The 15,466-nt window shown below is 61.2% G+C and carries 22 protein-coding genes; 9 read left to right on the forward strand and 13 right to left on the reverse strand.

The window, feature by feature from the left end:
- Positions 1 to 5: 5 nt before the first annotated feature.
- Together V8N38_RS19535 and V8N38_RS19540 are read right to left on the reverse strand one after the other, a co-directional pair.
- Complete coding sequence (locus V8N38_RS19535; protein WP_046687688.1) at positions 6 to 350, reverse strand: DUF3302 domain-containing protein; 345 nt, start codon at positions 348 to 350, stop codon at positions 6 to 8.
- 38 nt (positions 351 to 388) lie between these two features.
- Positions 389 to 1,042 carry a DUF3313 domain-containing protein gene (locus V8N38_RS19540; RefSeq protein WP_041036393.1) on the reverse strand — a complete coding sequence of 218 codons (654 nt, stop codon included), beginning with the start codon at positions 1,040 to 1,042 and terminating at the stop codon, positions 389 to 391.
- A gap of 135 nt (positions 1,043 to 1,177) precedes the next feature.
- Here V8N38_RS19540 and V8N38_RS19545 point away from each other — a divergent pair, with 135 nt between their 5' ends.
- Positions 1,178 to 2,113, forward strand: a complete 936-nt coding sequence (locus tag V8N38_RS19545; RefSeq protein ID WP_147840209.1) for a LysR family transcriptional regulator — start codon at positions 1,178 to 1,180, stop codon at positions 2,111 to 2,113.
- Between the two features lie 55 nt (positions 2,114 to 2,168).
- Here the strand turns inward: V8N38_RS19545 and V8N38_RS19550 are convergent, their stop codons facing one another.
- The 3 genes from V8N38_RS19550 to V8N38_RS19560 form a co-directional block, all read right to left on the reverse strand.
- A complete protein-coding gene (locus V8N38_RS19550) occupies positions 2,169 to 3,830 on the reverse strand; it encodes a DUF2534 family protein (RefSeq protein WP_187181565.1) in 1,662 nt (553 codons plus the stop codon).
- A 71-nt stretch (positions 3,831 to 3,901) separates the two neighbouring features.
- Positions 3,902 to 4,318, reverse strand: coding sequence for a DUF2946 domain-containing protein (locus V8N38_RS19555; RefSeq protein ID WP_232734448.1), 417 nt, complete (start codon positions 4,316 to 4,318; stop codon positions 3,902 to 3,904).
- 112 nt (positions 4,319 to 4,430) lie between these two features.
- Positions 4,431 to 4,883 carry a GNAT family N-acetyltransferase gene (locus tag V8N38_RS19560; RefSeq protein WP_126180055.1) on the reverse strand — a complete coding sequence of 151 codons (453 nt, stop codon included), beginning with the start codon at positions 4,881 to 4,883 and terminating at the stop codon, positions 4,431 to 4,433.
- A 98-nt stretch (positions 4,884 to 4,981) separates the two neighbouring features.
- Here V8N38_RS19560 and V8N38_RS19565 point away from each other — a divergent pair, with 98 nt between their 5' ends.
- Entirely contained in the window at positions 4,982 to 5,716 is a 735-nt protein-coding gene (locus V8N38_RS19565) for a class I SAM-dependent methyltransferase (protein WP_147840210.1), read from the forward strand.
- Between the two features lie 62 nt (positions 5,717 to 5,778).
- Here V8N38_RS19565 and V8N38_RS19570 read toward each other — a convergent pair whose 3' ends face one another.
- The gene (locus tag V8N38_RS19570) at positions 5,779 to 6,276 is read right to left on the reverse strand and encodes a GNAT family N-acetyltransferase (protein WP_147840211.1); all 498 of its coding nucleotides are present in this window, start codon (positions 6,274 to 6,276) and stop codon (positions 5,779 to 5,781) included.
- Between the two features lie 85 nt (positions 6,277 to 6,361).
- On the opposite strand from V8N38_RS19570, the gene V8N38_RS19575 reads away from it, so the two are divergent.
- The gene (locus V8N38_RS19575; protein ID WP_147840212.1) at positions 6,362 to 7,288 is read left to right on the forward strand and encodes a LysR substrate-binding domain-containing protein; all 927 of its coding nucleotides are present in this window, start codon (positions 6,362 to 6,364) and stop codon (positions 7,286 to 7,288) included.
- On the opposite strand, the gene V8N38_RS19580 is transcribed toward V8N38_RS19575, so the two are convergent.
- On the reverse strand, positions 7,283 to 7,798 hold the full coding sequence (locus V8N38_RS19580) for a DUF1543 domain-containing protein (RefSeq protein ID WP_033649790.1): 516 nt from the start codon (positions 7,796 to 7,798) through the stop codon (positions 7,283 to 7,285). The two genes, V8N38_RS19575 and V8N38_RS19580, sit on opposite strands and share 6 nt — an antisense overlap.
- A gap of 120 nt (positions 7,799 to 7,918) precedes the next feature.
- Here V8N38_RS19580 and V8N38_RS19585 point away from each other — a divergent pair, with 120 nt between their 5' ends.
- Positions 7,919 to 8,101: a YodC family protein gene (locus V8N38_RS19585; protein ID WP_025303973.1), complete on the forward strand. Its 183-nt coding sequence runs from the start codon at positions 7,919 to 7,921 to the stop codon at positions 8,099 to 8,101.
- A 32-nt stretch (positions 8,102 to 8,133) separates the two neighbouring features.
- Here V8N38_RS19585 and V8N38_RS19590 read toward each other — a convergent pair whose 3' ends face one another.
- Together V8N38_RS19590 and V8N38_RS19595 are read right to left on the reverse strand one after the other, a co-directional pair.
- A complete protein-coding gene (locus V8N38_RS19590; protein WP_063990620.1) occupies positions 8,134 to 8,412 on the reverse strand; it encodes a GNAT family N-acetyltransferase in 279 nt (92 codons plus the stop codon).
- Between the two features lies 1 nt (position 8,413).
- Positions 8,414 to 8,644, reverse strand: a complete 231-nt coding sequence (locus tag V8N38_RS19595; RefSeq protein WP_087762386.1) for a (4Fe-4S)-binding protein — start codon at positions 8,642 to 8,644, stop codon at positions 8,414 to 8,416.
- 191 nt (positions 8,645 to 8,835) lie between these two features.
- On the opposite strand from V8N38_RS19595, the gene V8N38_RS19600 reads away from it, so the two are divergent.
- Positions 8,836 to 9,249 (forward strand): DoxX family protein, encoded by a 414-nt coding sequence (locus V8N38_RS19600; RefSeq protein WP_016929826.1) that lies wholly within the window; start codon positions 8,836 to 8,838, stop codon positions 9,247 to 9,249.
- A gap of 50 nt (positions 9,250 to 9,299) precedes the next feature.
- Here the strand turns inward: V8N38_RS19600 and smrA are convergent, their stop codons facing one another.
- Complete coding sequence (gene smrA / locus V8N38_RS19605) at positions 9,300 to 9,872, reverse strand: DNA endonuclease SmrA (protein WP_060425072.1); 573 nt, start codon at positions 9,870 to 9,872, stop codon at positions 9,300 to 9,302.
- A gap of 184 nt (positions 9,873 to 10,056) precedes the next feature.
- Between smrA and V8N38_RS19610 the strand changes: the two genes are divergently transcribed.
- Together V8N38_RS19610 and V8N38_RS19615 are read left to right on the forward strand one after the other, a co-directional pair.
- Positions 10,057 to 10,392, forward strand: a complete 336-nt coding sequence (locus V8N38_RS19610; RefSeq protein WP_004928976.1) for an MbeD/MobD family mobilization/exclusion protein — start codon at positions 10,057 to 10,059, stop codon at positions 10,390 to 10,392.
- Positions 10,393 to 10,459: 67 nt separating this feature from the next.
- Positions 10,460 to 10,906: a DUF1198 family protein gene (locus tag V8N38_RS19615; RefSeq protein ID WP_025303978.1), complete on the forward strand. Its 447-nt coding sequence runs from the start codon at positions 10,460 to 10,462 to the stop codon at positions 10,904 to 10,906.
- Between the two features lie 26 nt (positions 10,907 to 10,932).
- Here V8N38_RS19615 and V8N38_RS19620 read toward each other — a convergent pair whose 3' ends face one another.
- From V8N38_RS19620 to V8N38_RS19630, 3 genes are all read right to left on the reverse strand, one after another.
- Positions 10,933 to 11,271 carry a DUF2002 family protein gene (locus V8N38_RS19620; RefSeq protein ID WP_038872785.1) on the reverse strand — a complete coding sequence of 113 codons (339 nt, stop codon included), beginning with the start codon at positions 11,269 to 11,271 and terminating at the stop codon, positions 10,933 to 10,935.
- A gap of 102 nt (positions 11,272 to 11,373) precedes the next feature.
- A complete protein-coding gene (locus tag V8N38_RS19625; protein ID WP_072271065.1) occupies positions 11,374 to 12,546 on the reverse strand; it encodes an MFS transporter in 1,173 nt (390 codons plus the stop codon).
- A 90-nt stretch (positions 12,547 to 12,636) separates the two neighbouring features.
- Positions 12,637 to 13,542 carry a LysR family transcriptional regulator gene (locus tag V8N38_RS19630; RefSeq protein ID WP_147840213.1) on the reverse strand — a complete coding sequence of 302 codons (906 nt, stop codon included), beginning with the start codon at positions 13,540 to 13,542 and terminating at the stop codon, positions 12,637 to 12,639.
- Positions 13,543 to 13,647: 105 nt separating this feature from the next.
- Here V8N38_RS19630 and V8N38_RS19635 point away from each other — a divergent pair, with 105 nt between their 5' ends.
- Both V8N38_RS19635 and V8N38_RS19640 read left to right on the forward strand, forming a co-directional pair.
- On the forward strand, positions 13,648 to 15,030 hold the full coding sequence (locus tag V8N38_RS19635; protein ID WP_147840214.1) for an MFS transporter: 1,383 nt from the start codon (positions 13,648 to 13,650) through the stop codon (positions 15,028 to 15,030).
- Positions 15,027 to 15,407 (forward strand): DUF4440 domain-containing protein, encoded by a 381-nt coding sequence (locus tag V8N38_RS19640; protein WP_049200826.1) that lies wholly within the window; start codon positions 15,027 to 15,029, stop codon positions 15,405 to 15,407. Before V8N38_RS19635 ends, V8N38_RS19640 begins: the two co-directional genes overlap by 4 nt.
- Positions 15,408 to 15,466 lie beyond the last annotated feature (59 nt).

The following is a 15,466-nucleotide window of genomic DNA, read 5'->3' on the forward strand; positions in this document are numbered from 1 at the left end:
TACGCTCAACTTACCGTAGGGCCGGAAACCGCCGTCGGCTTTTCCTGCAGGCGTTGCAATTCGGCTTCGAGCAGCGCAATGCGCGCCTGCAGGTCCGTTGAAGGTTCTGCCTTCTCACTCATGCCCCAACCGCGTTCCGGCCGATAGAGTGTGGCCCAGATCCACAGCAGTGGCCAAATAGCGTGCAGCGTAAACAGGCTGACCCAGCCGGCGACGTGAATCGCATCTTGATGCGGGTGCTGGCGCTTTTTGGCCAGCAAATAGGGAATGTCATGAATAATAATGACGCCGTAGAATAAAATCAGGAATACCGCAATCAGTACGCCTAAAGCAAAATAATTAAGAAACATGTAAAGCCCTGATTGGTCATAGCGGAAATAAACGAGGTTTATAGCGTGTTATATTGTCTAATATCGTTGGCGATGGTATCGATGGCATTCTTCACGTCGGTGACTTTAAGCTGCGCTTTCTCGTTATTGAGATTTTCCCCTGAAGCCTTGCGCACCACTTTAATGACCGGCTGATTAGTCGCCGCATCGATAAACTCGCCTTCCATATAGACCGCACTCTCCATGGTGCGGTGCCCGGTTACGCTTTGCGTCGCGGCGATCAGCAGGGTGATCGGCAAGACTTCATAGATCTGCAGCCCTTTCTTCTGCGTGTCGATCGCCGTGATGGCGCCGCGGAAAATCAGGGTATGCTCGCGCGGCATATCCACCAGCGTAAAGTGGGTACCCATCGCCTGCTTAAACTGCTGGTTGGTGTAATTCAGGATATTGTCGAGTGCGCGCTGGCTCACCATCTCGCTCGGTTTCGGCCGCGGGAAATAGATCATCGGTTGATAAACCAGATATTGATAACGGGAAAAATCGACGTTCTTATCCTTCCAATATAAAACGTCTTTGCCGGACGCGGATTGACCTTTATTGATATCGTTATAATTGGTCAAAAAGGTCGAGTACTTTTCTTTTTCGGTCACGGCGGAAGAACACGCGGCCAGTAATAACAGCGCAGGCAAAATAACCGCTCTTGTCACTTTCATTGACGGGTTTCTCTTTATTTTGGTGGATAGCAAATAATCAAATCGAATGATACCCACCCGTCCACGATAAGTCATATGACAATGCCGCCAAAGGTGTATATCATTTTTGATATACAAACTCACAAGAGCCGGCCAGTGAAAGAGAAAGACTTCCGCATTGAAGAACTCAGGATTGTCCGCATCATTGCCGAAACGGCAAGCGTCAGCAAAGCGGCGCAGCGGTTGGATATGCCGCAGTCTAACGTGTCGCGCGCCCTCACCGCGCTGGAACGGCGGCTCGGGCTGGAACTGTTCCTGCGCGGCCCGCGTACCCTGGCGTTGACCGAATTCGGCGAGCAATTCTTACGGCGCGCCTCGCAGTTGCTGGACGAACACAGCGATCTGCTCGATATGTCCGGCACCTATAAACGCAGCCTGAGCGGCATGGTCACGCTCGGCGCGCCGATCGGCATCCACGCTTTCCTGGCCCGTTATTTACTGCCGCCGCTGCTGCACGCTGCGCCGGCGTTGACTGTCGATCTGGTGACCCGCAACCCCGACGAACGCGAGAAAAAGTACGGCGCAGTATTCGACAGCGACTGCGATTTGCTGATCAGCTTTTTCCAGCCGCAAAACGAAAGCCTGATCGCCAGGCCCTTCACCCGCTTTCGCGTCGGGCTGTTCGCCGCGCCGGATTACATTGCCCGCTCGCCGCTGAGAGCGCTGGATGAACTGCCGCAGCATCGCTGCATCACCTTGCGCATGCTGGGCGGCATCCGCAATACCTGGAGCGGCTACAATGCGCAGGGGGAATTGGTACAGGTCGAGATCGGCGGCGCCAGCGTCTGCGATAACATTCTGCCGGCGATCGAGCTGGCCAAACAGGGCCTGGGCATCGTCTACGCCCCGTACTATTCCGTCGCCGCCGAGCTGGATGCCGGCACCCTACAGCCCTGCCTGGCGCGCGAGCGCGGCATCGATATGCAGGCCTACCTGATCTACCGCCGGCGCGGCGTGTTGCCGCACCGCGTGCAGGTGACGATGGACAGCATCATGGAGAGCGTTAAGCTGCACGCCCACCGGCTGATATAACCAAGAAAAACCCCGCCGCAGCGGGGTTGAACGCTTCATGTCGGCGCAAAATACCTCACCGCCCCTCTTTCTCCCCCAGGAAGAAATACCACAGCGGAATGGAAAGCAGCAGGGTGAACACCAGCGTATACAGCAGCACCATCAGGCTCTGCATGATCACCATCTGGGCGCTCCAGGCGCCGATCGGCAGTTGGAATTGCTCGACGGTGCCGCCGAGGATCGCTCGGCCCATCACGCAGCCGACCGCCACCGCCACCGTCGCCACCGCCGCGCGGAACTTGCGCACCTCTGCACGGTGGGCGGCCGCTTCCGGCGTTTCGTCCCGGTGGCTTTGCCGTTGGCCGCGCCAGCGCCACATGTCCACCAGCAGCAACGCCGCGAGGCTCACGCCCATCACCGGCAGGCAATACCCCAGTGCGGAAGCCACCAGCAGCGTGCCAGCACGCGCCGGTAGGGAAAGCGCCAGCCAGGCGGCGACCAGCGTATGCACCGGATGCTGCGCCCCCGCCGCCGGGCGGCGGCTCCACCACATGCGGTAACCCAACGCGACCATCAAGCACAGCCCAAGGCCGAACGCCGCCAGCAGCAGCTGATTCGGCAAGCCGAACAGAATGCCCATGTGGGCGTCGATGCCCCAGCGGGTCAGCTTGGCGATGAGTGGGAAGGTGTCGAACCGCACCTGATCGACGACGACGAAGCTTTGCGGTGCGATGGCAACCGCGTCCACCTGCGTTGGCCAGCTGCGATCCACTTCGGTTACCGTCCAGGCTTTGCCCTCGCCTTTCGGCTGGCGCAGCTCAACCTTGGCGGCGCCTATTCCAGCGGCGCGCGCAGCGTGCAGCGCCCGATCCCAGTCGCCGTTTAGCGCATTGCTCTGCGCGGCAGGCCCCATCTTCATGCCCGGCATCATCCCGCGGTGCTCGGCGTGCGGATCGGCCGGCGTCTGCGGCGCATCGGCCTGCAAGCTGGTGTTGACCTGCGGCGTCAGCCAGCCCAGGTTGGCCCGCAGCGCGTCGATGTTGCCGCCGGCCCACTGCGACCAGGTCAGCCCGGTAGCCGAGAAGAACAGCAGCCCGGCCAGCAACGCCACGCCCAGCGTGATATGCCAATGGCGGCTGGCGGCGAAGCCCCCTTTCGCCCTTTTCAGCTTGCGCTTCGGCCGCGTCGCCAGCCACAGCGCCACGCCGCCCAGCGCGGCCACCCACAGCCAGGAGGCCGCCAGCTCGCTGTAGTTGCGCCCCAGATCGCCGAGCAGCAGGCTGCTGTGCAACTTATCCAGCCAGGTGCGCAGCGGCAGCACGCCGGAGGTGCCGTACACCGTCATATCGCCCTTGATCGCCAGGGTATAAGGATCGACAAACAGCGCGCGCGACTCGGAAGCGCCCAGATCGGCGCCCGCGAACTGTACGCGCGTGGTGTCCATTGCGCCGGGTGCCGGGCGCACGGCGTAAATGCGCGCCTCGTCACCCACCGCGCGGCGGGCGGCGGCTATCTGGTCAGCCAGCGATCTCGCCTGCCCGTGCGGTTCGGTGAAAAGCGCATCGCGATACAGCGCCTCTTCAAGCTGCGGCGTCAACACATACAGCGTGCCGGTCAATGCAGCGACCAGAATAAAAGGAGCGACCAGCAGGCCGATATAAAAATGCAGCCGTCTGATCAGGTTCAGCATCGCGCCACGCGGCGATGCGGCAGGTGGAGTTTTGGTTATTGAAGACATGGCCTTTCTCGTTTTTCAAACTGTGCGCGCAGGCAAACCGTCCGCAGCGATACGGACGGCGTTACCCATGATCAAGCAATAGGGAAAAACGGTTGGCCGGGTGGCCCGCGCGGGCTCGGCCGCAGAGTCAGGCGCCGAATGGGCGGAGAAACGATGCGCGGCGCGCAAGGCAGGCGCGCGATGCGCGCCATCAGCCACAGCAGCGGGACGAATGTCCACAGCAGCAGCGGCACGTGGATCAGCAGCTCGCAATAGCCGCAGAAAATCATCTCCGCAGGATCCATGCCGTGGTGGCCGGCGTGCTCGGCGGCGGGCATCGCCATCGCGTGCATGTCGTGCGGCATGGCGGCGTCAGGCTGCGCCATGCCGCCCATCATCGGGTGGTGCATCAGCGATTTCGACACCACCGGCGCCACAAACAGCAACAGCACCGCCATAATGGCGATGCAGGCGGTAAAGCGTTGCTGTAGCTGGCGTGGCACTCTCATCGCGGCGGCGAATTAACCCGGTCGGTGGCGAACAAGCGGCCAGTGTAACCCGCGATGCGCGATGAGGTGAAAGAAAAGTCAGATTTGTCTTACGCACCCCCAGCGGCGGCGATCACAGCGCCCGCGAATAGACCCGCGAGGCCTCGCCCCAGGGGTGATACCCGAGCCCGTTATAAACGAAGCCGCTGCGCTCGTAGTAGCCTTCCAGATCGGTGCACAGGTGCAGCTGCGGGAAGCCCAGTCGGCGGGTTTCCGCCGCCACATGCTCAATCAGTTTGGCGCCGTAGCCCCGGCCGCGCTGCGCTTCCTCTACGTAGAGCGCGCACAGCCAGGGATACAACTCCCCACGGCTGATAAAATCGTTGGTGATGAGCCCCGCGCAGCCGAGGATCTGGTCATTTTCCATCAGCAGGTACCACTGGGGCAGCGGGTTGGCGGCGCCGAGGCTGCAGTTGATGGCGTCTTCATACATCATCAACGTCTCTGCCGTGGCCCAGTGCCGCTGAAAATACGCAATGGCGCGCGGCGCCAGCTCGGGCGCTTGCCGCACCGAAATCATGTCCATCGTCATTCCCGTTATTCATGTTGTCAGCGTAGAATTATGCAGCAATATGCAGGGTATGGCAGCGGCATTCCGCCGCCGTCATTCACTAAGGAGTCATCATGACGCAAAACATCTATGACAATCAGGCTTTCTTCGACGGCTATGCGCAGCTCAGCCGCTCGCAGCACGGCCTGGACGGCGCGCCGGAATGGGCCGCCATCCGCCGCATCCTGCCGGATTTGCAGGGCAAAAGCGTGGTCGATCTCGGCTGCGGCTACGGCTGGTTTTGCCGCAGCGCGCGCGAACAGGGCGCCGCCGACGTGCTGGGATTGGACGTCTCGGAAAAGATGCTGGCCAAGGCGCGGGAGATGACCGCCGACGCGGACATCGAATACCGTCGGCAGGATTTGGCGCAGCTGCAGCTGCCGCCGGAAAGTTACGATCTGGTCTACAGCTCGCTGACGCTGCACTACCTCGAGGATCTGGCCGCCCTGTTCGCCACGGTGTATGCCGCGCTGAAACCCGGCGGGCAGTTCATCTTCACCGCCGAGCACCCGATCTACACCGCTCCTGCGCAGCAGGGCTGGCTGACCGACGGCAACGGGCAGAAATCCTGGCCGGTAAACGGCTACCAGCGAGAAGGCCAGCGCGTTTCCAACTGGCTGGCGGAAGGTGTCATCAAGCAGCACCGCACGCTCGGCGGCTATATCAACCCGCTGGCGCAGCAAGGGTTTATCATCCAGCATTTGAACGAATGGGGCCCCAGCGCGCAGCAAATCGCCGCTAATCCGGCGCTGGACGAAGAGCAGGAGCGCCCGATGATCTTCATTCTCGCCGCCCGCAAACCCGCCTGATTGATCCGCAGTAAACCGTTCACACCACCACAGTTGGGGAGGCCGCCTCCCCCCAACGGCTATTATGCCGGCAACGCCACCCCATGCGCCGCGAAGTGCGTCAACGCCTCGCCCTCCATACGATAGCGCACCCACTCGCTCTGCGGCTGCGCGCCGATGCTGAGGTAGAAATCGATGGCCGGTTGGTTCCAGTCCAGCACGCTCCACTCCAGGCGGCCGCACTGCCGTTCGCACGCCAGTTGGGCGATGTGCCGCAGCAGCTTTTTACCGGCGCCCGCGCCGCGATGCTTCGGCGCCAAGTACAGGTCTTCCAGATAGATGCCGTTTTTACCCAGCCAGGTGGAGTAACTCATAAAGAACACCGCATAACCCGCCGGCTCGCCGTTTACCGTACAAATCAGCGCTTCGGAACAGGCGCCCGGCCCAAACAGGCTGCGTTCGATATCTTCCACGCTGGCCAGCACCTGCTCGCGCGCCTTTTCGTACACCGCCAGCTCGATAATCATGTCCAGAATCAGTTTGGCGTCACTTTTTTGCGCCGGGTAAATCTCAATGGTCATGGCAAATCCTGAGTGTGTTGATGACTGTGCTTGCCAGCATATCGCGCCTCAAATACTGTATGAACTGCATTTTCATCAACAGGTAATGAATATCATGCATCTGGATTTGAAGCGTCTCGATCTCAACCTGCTGCTGGTGTTCGAAGCGGTCTATCGGCTGCGGTCGGTGACGCGCGCCGCGGCAGAGCTGGCCCTCAGCGCGTCGGCGCTGAGCCACGCGTTGATTCGGCTGCGCAAGGCGCTGGCGGACGAGCTGTTCTACCGGGTCGGCAACGACATGCACCCGACGGTGTATGCCGACAGCCTGGCCCCGACCGTCAGCGAAAGTCTGGCGCTGCTGGCCAAAGGGCTGCATCCGCGCCCGCGCTTCGTCCCCGCCGAAAGCCGGGAGAGCTTCACCTTCGCCATTACCGATTACACCGCCTTCGCGGTGTTTCCCGCGCTGATGGCGCAGATGCAACGCCTGGCGCCCGGGCTGTCGTTCCAGCTGCGCTATTCCGAGCGTAAGGTAGCATTGAACGATCTGTTGGCGGGGCGCATCGACTTCGCGCTGGGCTTTACCGAAACCGACGGCGAAAGCTACCCGGAGATCGACGAGGTGAACTGGCTGGAGGATGAGTATGTGGCGATTTGTTCACCCGCCTTCAGCGTAAAATACGGCGAACTGACGCTGGAAAACTACCTGCAGGCGCGCCATCTGGTGGTGACGCCGTGGAACGAACAGCGCGGCGTCATTGACTACCAGCTCGATAAGCTGGGGCTGCAGCGCGATATCGCCATCCGCACGCCTTCGCTGCTGGGAGCGCCGTTCATCGTCGCCGACAGCGAACTGGTGATGAGCATGCCGCGCTACGCCGCGCAAAAATTGCGGCAGGCGGCGGCGCTGGATATCCACCCCCTGCCGTTTCCGGTGCCGCCGTATCAGATTAAAATCTACCTGCACCGCAAGAACGGCCGGCCGGAGGCCTGCCGCTGGTTGCGGCAACAGCTGCAGGCGCTGGCGGCGTTATAACGCGGGTTCGCCGATCGGCAGATACCCCTGCCACAGCGGCCGGGCCGGTTTGCCGTGCGGGTTGGCCCGCAGATGCACGTGGTAGCCCTGCAGCGCCTGCAGCAGCAGGCAGTCGTCCACCTCGGCCAGGTCATCCTTGTGCTGCTGCGCGCTGTCCGTCAGCAGCACCCGTTTGGCTTTGTCCTTCGCCTCGTCGGCGGAACGCGCCACAAACAGGCCGAACTGGTGCAATTCCGCCAGCTCATCGCTGCGGTAGCCGCCCACGTTGACGAAAAACAGCTTCTCTTCACCGGCGAACGGCGCAGGCTCCAGGCTCACGTCGTAACCGTCCGCCCAGTCGATGCGCGCATAGCCGTCGACATGCACCTTGCGCTTATCGCCGAACCACTTTTCACGCAGCAACGGATACGCCTCTTCCGGCCGATCCGCCGCCGCGAACTGCACGTCGTGCAGCTCAATATTGGCGCCCGGCGCCGTACCGCCCACATAAAACATCAATAATCCCGGCATGTTATTCTGCTCTCCTTGGTGATAATCGCTATATAAAATAATACATAACGAAACTCGTGCCAACGGCAGCGCCATTCTGTGTTATCAATAGGTGAGGTTTAATCTGTTGTGGAGGAACGCATGGCATTCAATATCGGTGATTTTGTTCAACGCACCACCGGCGGCCCAAAGATGACCGTGGTGGCGATCGACGGTGAAACCCTGGTTTGCAGCTGGAATGAACTGGGCAAAGAGCAGCGCACGGAGGTGCAGGCCAGCGACGTGGCGCTGTACCACGAAGATGGCGATTTCGGCGTCTGCTGAATGACCGGGGCGCACCGCGCCCCGTTATCGCCTCAGGCGCGAATGTCCTGATAGGCCGGCGTGGTATCAAACTCATGCTTGGCGAACGGGCAGAGCGGAATGATTTTACGCCGCTCCGCGCGCATCTTCTCCACCACCAGCGCCACCAGCTTTTTGCCGACGCCCTGCCCCTTCAATGACTCATCCACCCAGGTGTGATCGATAATGGTCAGCTTGTCACCGCTCGGCACGAAAGAGATCTCGGCGATCAGCTTGCCCTGCTCGTCATTGATATAAAAACGCTTGTCGTCTGCCAGTATTTTATGTTCCATATTATTTCTCCCTATATTTAAGTGCGCCGCTGGGGCAGGTGTCGATAACGCGTTTCACCTCCGCCGCGTCGGCATTGTCCGGCATAATCCACGGGCGGCGGTTCAGGGTAAAAATAGCCGCGTTGCCACGCACACAGTTGGCGGAATGGCGGCATGTCGCGCTGTTAAAATAAACGTCAATCTTGTCGCCGGAATAACGGCGGTAACCGGCGGCGGTCAATTCCTCGTCCATTTTGGCCTCACATTGCCTGTTTTATTGTTTTTGCTCCAGGCTCAAGTATAGGCAATGCCGCCGGCTTCACCACGCGTCTCGCTCACCGAAAAAGTGGCGCAACCGCCCGCCGCCGCTAGAAAAAAACGTAAATTGTTCTAATCTTTATTCAGTAAGACAACATCATTCCGACAGTGGCTAAGGAGTTCGAAATGGGTGATAGCTCAAAAGACGGCGTAATTCTGCTGTCCCGCATATTACTGATGGTTCTGTTTATCATTTTCGGCTGGATGAAACTGGTCAACTTCGGTGCGACCGTCACGGCGATGGAAGGCTACGGCACGCCGATGCCTTATTTAGCGGCGATCGTTGCCGTGGTGGTGGAGTTTATTTTCGGCATCGCGCTTATTCTCGGTCTGTTTACTCGCCCTATCGCGGTCATTTTCGCCCTGTATGTGTTGGGCACCGCGTTTATCGGCCATCCGTTCTGGAAAATGACCGGCATGGAAATGATGGGCAATGAAATCAACTTCTTTAAAAACATCAGCATCATTGGCGGCTTACTGTTGCTGGCGGTAACCGGCGCCGGCCGTTATTCGCTGGACTATAAAATATTTAATAAATAATTCATTGATGGCCGACGCTATTCGCCGGCCATTTTATTTCGGCTATCCCTTCAACGGCTGCGCTTGGCGTGGCGCTCAAAGTTTTCCGCCTTGGCCTGCGCCGATTTACGCAGCGTGACATAGCAGGCGCCCTCGCCGCCGTCGCGCGGTAAGGCGCGGCAAAACGCCTGTACCTGTTCAAACTGCGCCAGCCATTTGGCGACGTAACTGCGCACGATATTCGGATGGCTTTCGTTCTGCCGCCCGCGGCCGTGCACGATCAGCAGCGAACGCAGGTTTTGCGCCTCCGCCTGCACGATGAAGCGAAACAGCGCCTGCCGGCTGGCTTCGACCGACTGACGCAGCAGGTTCAGCGACGCCTGCGGCGGATAACGCCCGTTGCGCAGCTTGTCCAACACGCCCTGTTGAATGCCTTCCCCTTTAAACTCCAGCGGCTGTTCGCAGGGGATCACCTCGAGAAAATCGGTGCTGAGGAAGTTTTCCTGCATCAGCCGCTGCGCTTCGCGCCGCGCGCTTTTGTCCATCGCCTCCTGCGGCTTGAGGTACAGCGTCTGCCGTCCGCTCGCCAGCGGCACCACGTCCGCCATCGCCTGTTCAAAAAAGTCTTTTTCCTGCTCGCTCATCTTCCACCTCTCTTGAACGGCAGCCTTTACGGCCGGGAATGGGGTCGATTGTAAGACGCCTTGGCGCGGTTGCAAGCCGGGAATTGTCAGCAGCATTTGTCTCATTTGTCGTCAACGGGTGAGCTTGCGAACAGTTTTCGCTATACTGCTAAGCCATCATTGAGTGCCGCAAAGGATCGAGCCCATGACAATGCGCGAGCTGGAAATCCAGTTTCAAAATGCGATGAATGAGTTGCAGAGCAGCTTCGAACGGCAACACCGCGAATGGCAGCAGAGCTACCAGGCGCTGCAGCAACTGCTGGAAGAAGCCAAACAGCGCGAAGCCGCGCTGCGGGCGCAGAATGAACAACTGGCGCGCAAACTGAGCACCGCCAGTTCGGTGCCGGAACAGCATGCGCTGGTGAAGCAGATCAAAATGCTCGGCGCCCATCTGGACGCGCTGGCCAAAGACGCGGCCACCTTCAATCACCACCTGCGCCAACAGAGCGCGGTCGGTAATTTCAGCGGCGAACAGCATTGATAGCGGGCGCTGTCGCACAGCGCCTCCCGCCCCTCTTCTGGCGTATTGAGAGTGTAATAAAGCCTAAATGACCTGGATCATCCTCGCCGCCCTGATCGTCGTATTCATTATCGGTTACCGCATCCTGACGTCCGACACCCGCAAAGCCATCGATTCGCTGGCCCATCTGCTGAGGGTCAAACCGATGCTGATCGAATCGATGATCCAGGAAATGGGCGGCCGCCAAAGCCAGACCTTTATCCGCATGCTGAACAACGGCTACACCGAAGAGATGCACCAGGCGGCTTATCTGCTGTTCATCTACCTGACGTTCATCAAACAGGCGGACGACGAACAGATTGCCCTGTGGCGCGACGTGCTGCTGCGCGCCGGGCTATCGCCGGAGCTGCACGCCGAGCACACCGAAGCGGCGCTGTTTTACTTCGCCGAGCTGGATATCGATGCGTTTGAACTGGCGCAGTTCCGTCGCGCCTACAACGAGCGTTTCAACCGCGAAGCGTTGGCCCACGGCTGATCGCGTCCCCCGAAACGGGGGACCGATTACAGGAACATGCTGAAGAGGTAGCGCGACAGCGCTTCGCGCGAGCTGAAGCCGTGTGCGATGCCGTAACGCAGGTTCGGGGCGTCGCCGCTTAAATCCAGGGGAAATTCCAGATACTGCTCGCTGGTGCGCACCGGGGAGGTTGGCGTGGCGAAATGCACGCTTCTCTCTTTCAGCGCCGGGTGGATCACCAACGCGGTTCTGCCCATCCGCGCTTCGCGGTTCACATACACGTAGTGTGCACCCTTGCGGTAGCCATAGGCCTGATCGGTGACATAATCACGCTCAAAGCCGGTATTCTCCAACACTTTAGCCACTTCATCCGGCCGTAAATACATCGATTCCTCCTCTCATTCTGGACCGCTGAGCGACCTTACCGTAATCATTCACCGAAACAATGATTTTCTGGGGAGGAATCTGGGTTTCGGACTATTCCTGAATTAGGCCCGGCTGCGCTGCAGCAGGCGCAGAGTGAGCAACACCCCGAGCGCCACCAGCAGCGCCGCCGCCAGATAGATCGACGGCACGCCCGCTTGCCCAATCAGCAGCCCGGCCAGCGGGCCGGTGATGCCCAGCGCCAGGTCGAGGAACGCCGAATAGGTGCCGAGCGCCGTGCCCTGATTCTGCGGCGGCACCTGTTTCACCGCCTCGACGCCCAGCGCCGGGAACACCAGCGAGAAACCGGCGCCAGCCAGCAACGCGCCGGTTTGCACCATCCAGGGCTCACCGGCCAGCCAGATCAACAGCAGCCCGACGATCTCGACCAGAAACGACGCCAGCGTCACCTTCAGACCGCCGTGGCGGTTGATGACGTTGCTGAAGATCAGGCGGATGCCGACGAAGGCGCAGCTGAACAGCGTCAGAGAAAACGCCGCGCCGCTCCAACCTTTGTCGGCATAGTAAAGCGTGATGAACGTGGCGATCACGCCGAAGCCGACGGTGCCCATCGCCAGCCCGAGGCCATAGGCCCAAATGCGACCGAACACCGCGCGAAAGGCGATGCGCTGCCCGGCGGCGATCGAGACGTCCGGCTTGCCGCTCGCCAACAGCAGCGCCACCGCGACCGCCAGCACGATCAGCGCCGCCACCCCGGCCAATCCCCACTGCTGATTCAGGTACACGCCGAGCGGCGCCCCGGCCGCCATCGCCCCGTAGGTGGCAACGCCGTTCCAGGAAATCACCCGCGCGGTGTGCATCGCTCCGACCCGGCCGATGCCCCACAGCGTGGAACCAGTGCTGGCGAAGCTTTCGCCGACGCCGAGAAACACCCGCCCCACGCACAGCAACAGCAGGCTGAGCCACGGGTAACCGTCAACGCCGAATGCCAGCGCGTAAAACAGGCCGCTGGCGCCGCAGCACGCCAGGCCGAACAGCACCACCTTCTTCGGCCCCAGCTGATCGGCATAGCGCCCGGCGTGCGGGCGGCTGAACAGCGTGGCGAAGTACTGCGCGCTGATGATAAGGCCCGCCAGCACCGAGTTGTAGCCCAGATGCTCATGCACAAATCCCGGCAGCACCGCCAATGGCAGGCCGATGGTCAGGTAGCAGACGAAGGTGAACATCACCACGGACAGAATGCGTCGGTTCAGCTGGAGGTTATTTTCTGCGGTCATCGAAGGTGGCTCGCATCGGACGGGGTAGACAGAGATTGCCAGCATACCCCGATGGGATCTGATGATAAATGAGAGAGTTATAACGAATTATTATTTCGCTAACGATTTTGCCGCCACCCGCGCGCGCAGAAAATCGATAAACGCCCGTACCTTTTCCGGCACATGGCGGGTGTTCGGGTAGAGCGCATAGATGCTCTGCTCGGGGAAACGGTGATCCGGCAGCAACCGCTGCAGCTGGCCGGCGTCGATTTCGGGCTGTGCCAGCCACGCCGGCAGCAGCGCCACCCCGGCGCCATGCAGGGCGAACGCCAGCAATGCCGCGGCGCTGTCGCCGGTGAGCGTGGCAGCGTCCGCGACCTTGAACAGCACAGCTTCGCGCTGCGGCGTGGCCACCTGCCAGCTGAGCGGTGAACTGAGCCGGCTGTGGGCGATCCACTGCGCCTGCGCCAGATCCGTCAGCGAATGAATCGGTCGGTCGGCCAGATAACCCGGCGACGCCACCGGAAAAATGGCGAAGCTGTCGATCAGCGCCGCGCGGTGGCTGGAGTCCGCCAGCTGGCCCAGGCGGATCGCCACGTCAAAGCGCTCCGAGATCAGATCGGCATGATAAGAAGAAGAGACATGCTGGATGCGCAGCCGCGGATGCTGCCGCGAAAAAGCCGCCAGCGCCGGCACCACCACCTGCGCGCCGTACTCCGGCGTGCTGGTGATGCGCAGCACGCCGCTCAGCCCGTGATGATCGCGGCGCACGTCGTCCAGCACGTTTTCCGCCTCCTGCAGCAGCTGCAGGCTGCGCTGGTAAAAGCGTTCGCCGGCGTCGGTCAGCGACAGCCGCCGGGTGCTGCGCGCCAGCAGTGACACCCCCAGCTCGTTTTCCAGCTGTTTGACGTTAAAACTCACCACCGCCTTGGTTTGCCCCAGCGCCGCCGCTGCCGCGGTAAAGCTGCCCGCTTCCACCACCGCCGCAAAGATCGCCAGGCGCTGCAAATTCAGCATTTCGCCGCCCTTATTGTCAAAATCATTTTGACAGTGTAATCGCCCGCCGCCGATTTATCCGCACTTTTCCCCCCGATACACTGCTCGCCTTCAACCGGAGGCACCATGTCTTATCGCAGCAAAGTGGCAATCGTCTATCTGCTCGGCTTTTTCGTCGATCTGATCAATATGTTTATCGCCAACGTCGCCTACCCCGCCATCGGCCAGGCGATGCGGGCGTCGGTCAGCCAACTGGCGTGGGTCAGCAACGGCTATATTCTCGGCCTGACGCTGGTGATCCCCCTCAGCGCCTGGCTGGCGCAGCGCATCGGCGGGCGGCGGGTGTTCCTGCTGTCGCTGGCGCTGTTCATGCTGGCCACCCTCGGCGCGGGCAACGCCGACAGCATCGGCGCGCTGATCGGCTGGCGCACCCTGCAAGGCATGGGCGGCGGCTTACTGATCCCCATCGGCCAAACGCTGACCTACCAGCTGTACCGCAGCCATGAACGCGCCGGGCTGTCGGCGGCCATCATGTTGGTGGGGCTGCTGGCGCCGGCGCTGTCACCGGCGCTGGGCGGCTGGCTCGTCGATCGGCTGGACTGGCGCTGGGTGTTTTTCGCCAACCTGCCGCTGGCGGCCCTGGCCCTGGCGCTGGCGGCGCTGTGGCTGCGCGCGGAAACGTCGGCGGCGGTGCGTAAACCGCTCGACGGCAAAGGGCTGCTGAGCGCCAGCGCGGCGTTGACGCTGCTGCTGCTCGGCCTGACCCGGCTGAGCGAGGCCGGTCATCAGGCTTCCGGCGCGGCGCTGCTGGCCGCCGGCCTGCTGGTGCTGGCCTATTATCTGCGCCATAGCCTGCGCACCCCGCAGCCGCTGCTGAACCTGCGGCTGGTCGCCGATCCGCTGCTGCGCAACGCCATGGCGGTTTATTTGTGCATTCCCGGCCTGTTCATCGGCGTCAGCCTGGTGGCGATGCTGTATCTGCAAAACCTGCTGGGGATGCCCGCCGCCCAGGTCGGCGGCCTGATGCTGCCCTGGGCGCTGGCGTCGTTCCTGGCCATCACGCTGACCGGCAAAACCTTTAATCGCCTTGGCCCGCGGCCGCTGCTGATCGCCGGCTGCCTGTTACAAGGCGCCGGCATGCTGACGCTGGCGCAGATCGATCTGGCCGGCCAGCACGCATTGCAGATCGCCGCCTTCGCCCTGATGGGGTTTGGCGGCAGCCTGTGCAGCAGCACCGCGCAGAGCAGCGCGTTCCTGCAGATCCCCGACGCTCAGCTGGCGGACGCCAGCGCGCTGTGGAACATCAATCGCCAGCTCAGTTTTTGCCTCGGCGTGGCGCTGCTCAGCCTGCTGCTGAATTTGCTGCTGACCGGGCTGCCGCCCGCGGCGGCCTACCGCACCTGCTTCATTCTGGCGGGCACCAGCGTATTTATCCCGCTGCTGCTGTGCCTGCGCCTCGCCAACCGCGCCATCGTGCGCCAACTCAACGCTCAACAGGATGCTTTATGAACCCGTACTTTACCGAAGTGATCGACGCCCACATCGCCATTGAACGCTGGCTGGGCAAAGGGGCTGGAGAAGAACAGGCGCTGCTGGCGCGCTTTACGCCGGATTTCAGCATGATCGCGCTGAGCGGCGCTCCGCTGGATTTTGCCGCGCTGTGCGCCTTTTTCCGCGCGCATCGCGCCGCCAAACCGGGATTGGAAATCGAGATAGAAGAGATGAAGCTGGTGGCCGAATGGCCGACGGGCGCAGTAGTCAGCTACCGGGAAAAACAGAGCCTGCCGGGGCAAAGCGCCACGCTGCGCTATTCCACGGTGGTCTTTGAACGTCAGCCCAACGTACTCGGCTGGCGGCATTTGCACGAAACCGCCGCGGCGCAATAATTACAAAAAGCTGCCGGCCAAAAACAGTTCCCAACCGACGATCACCCCGCACAGGGTTA

It is taken from the genome of Serratia nevei, from assembly GCF_037948395.1.
Taxonomy (GTDB): Bacteria; Pseudomonadota; Gammaproteobacteria; order Enterobacterales; family Enterobacteriaceae; genus Serratia; species Serratia nevei.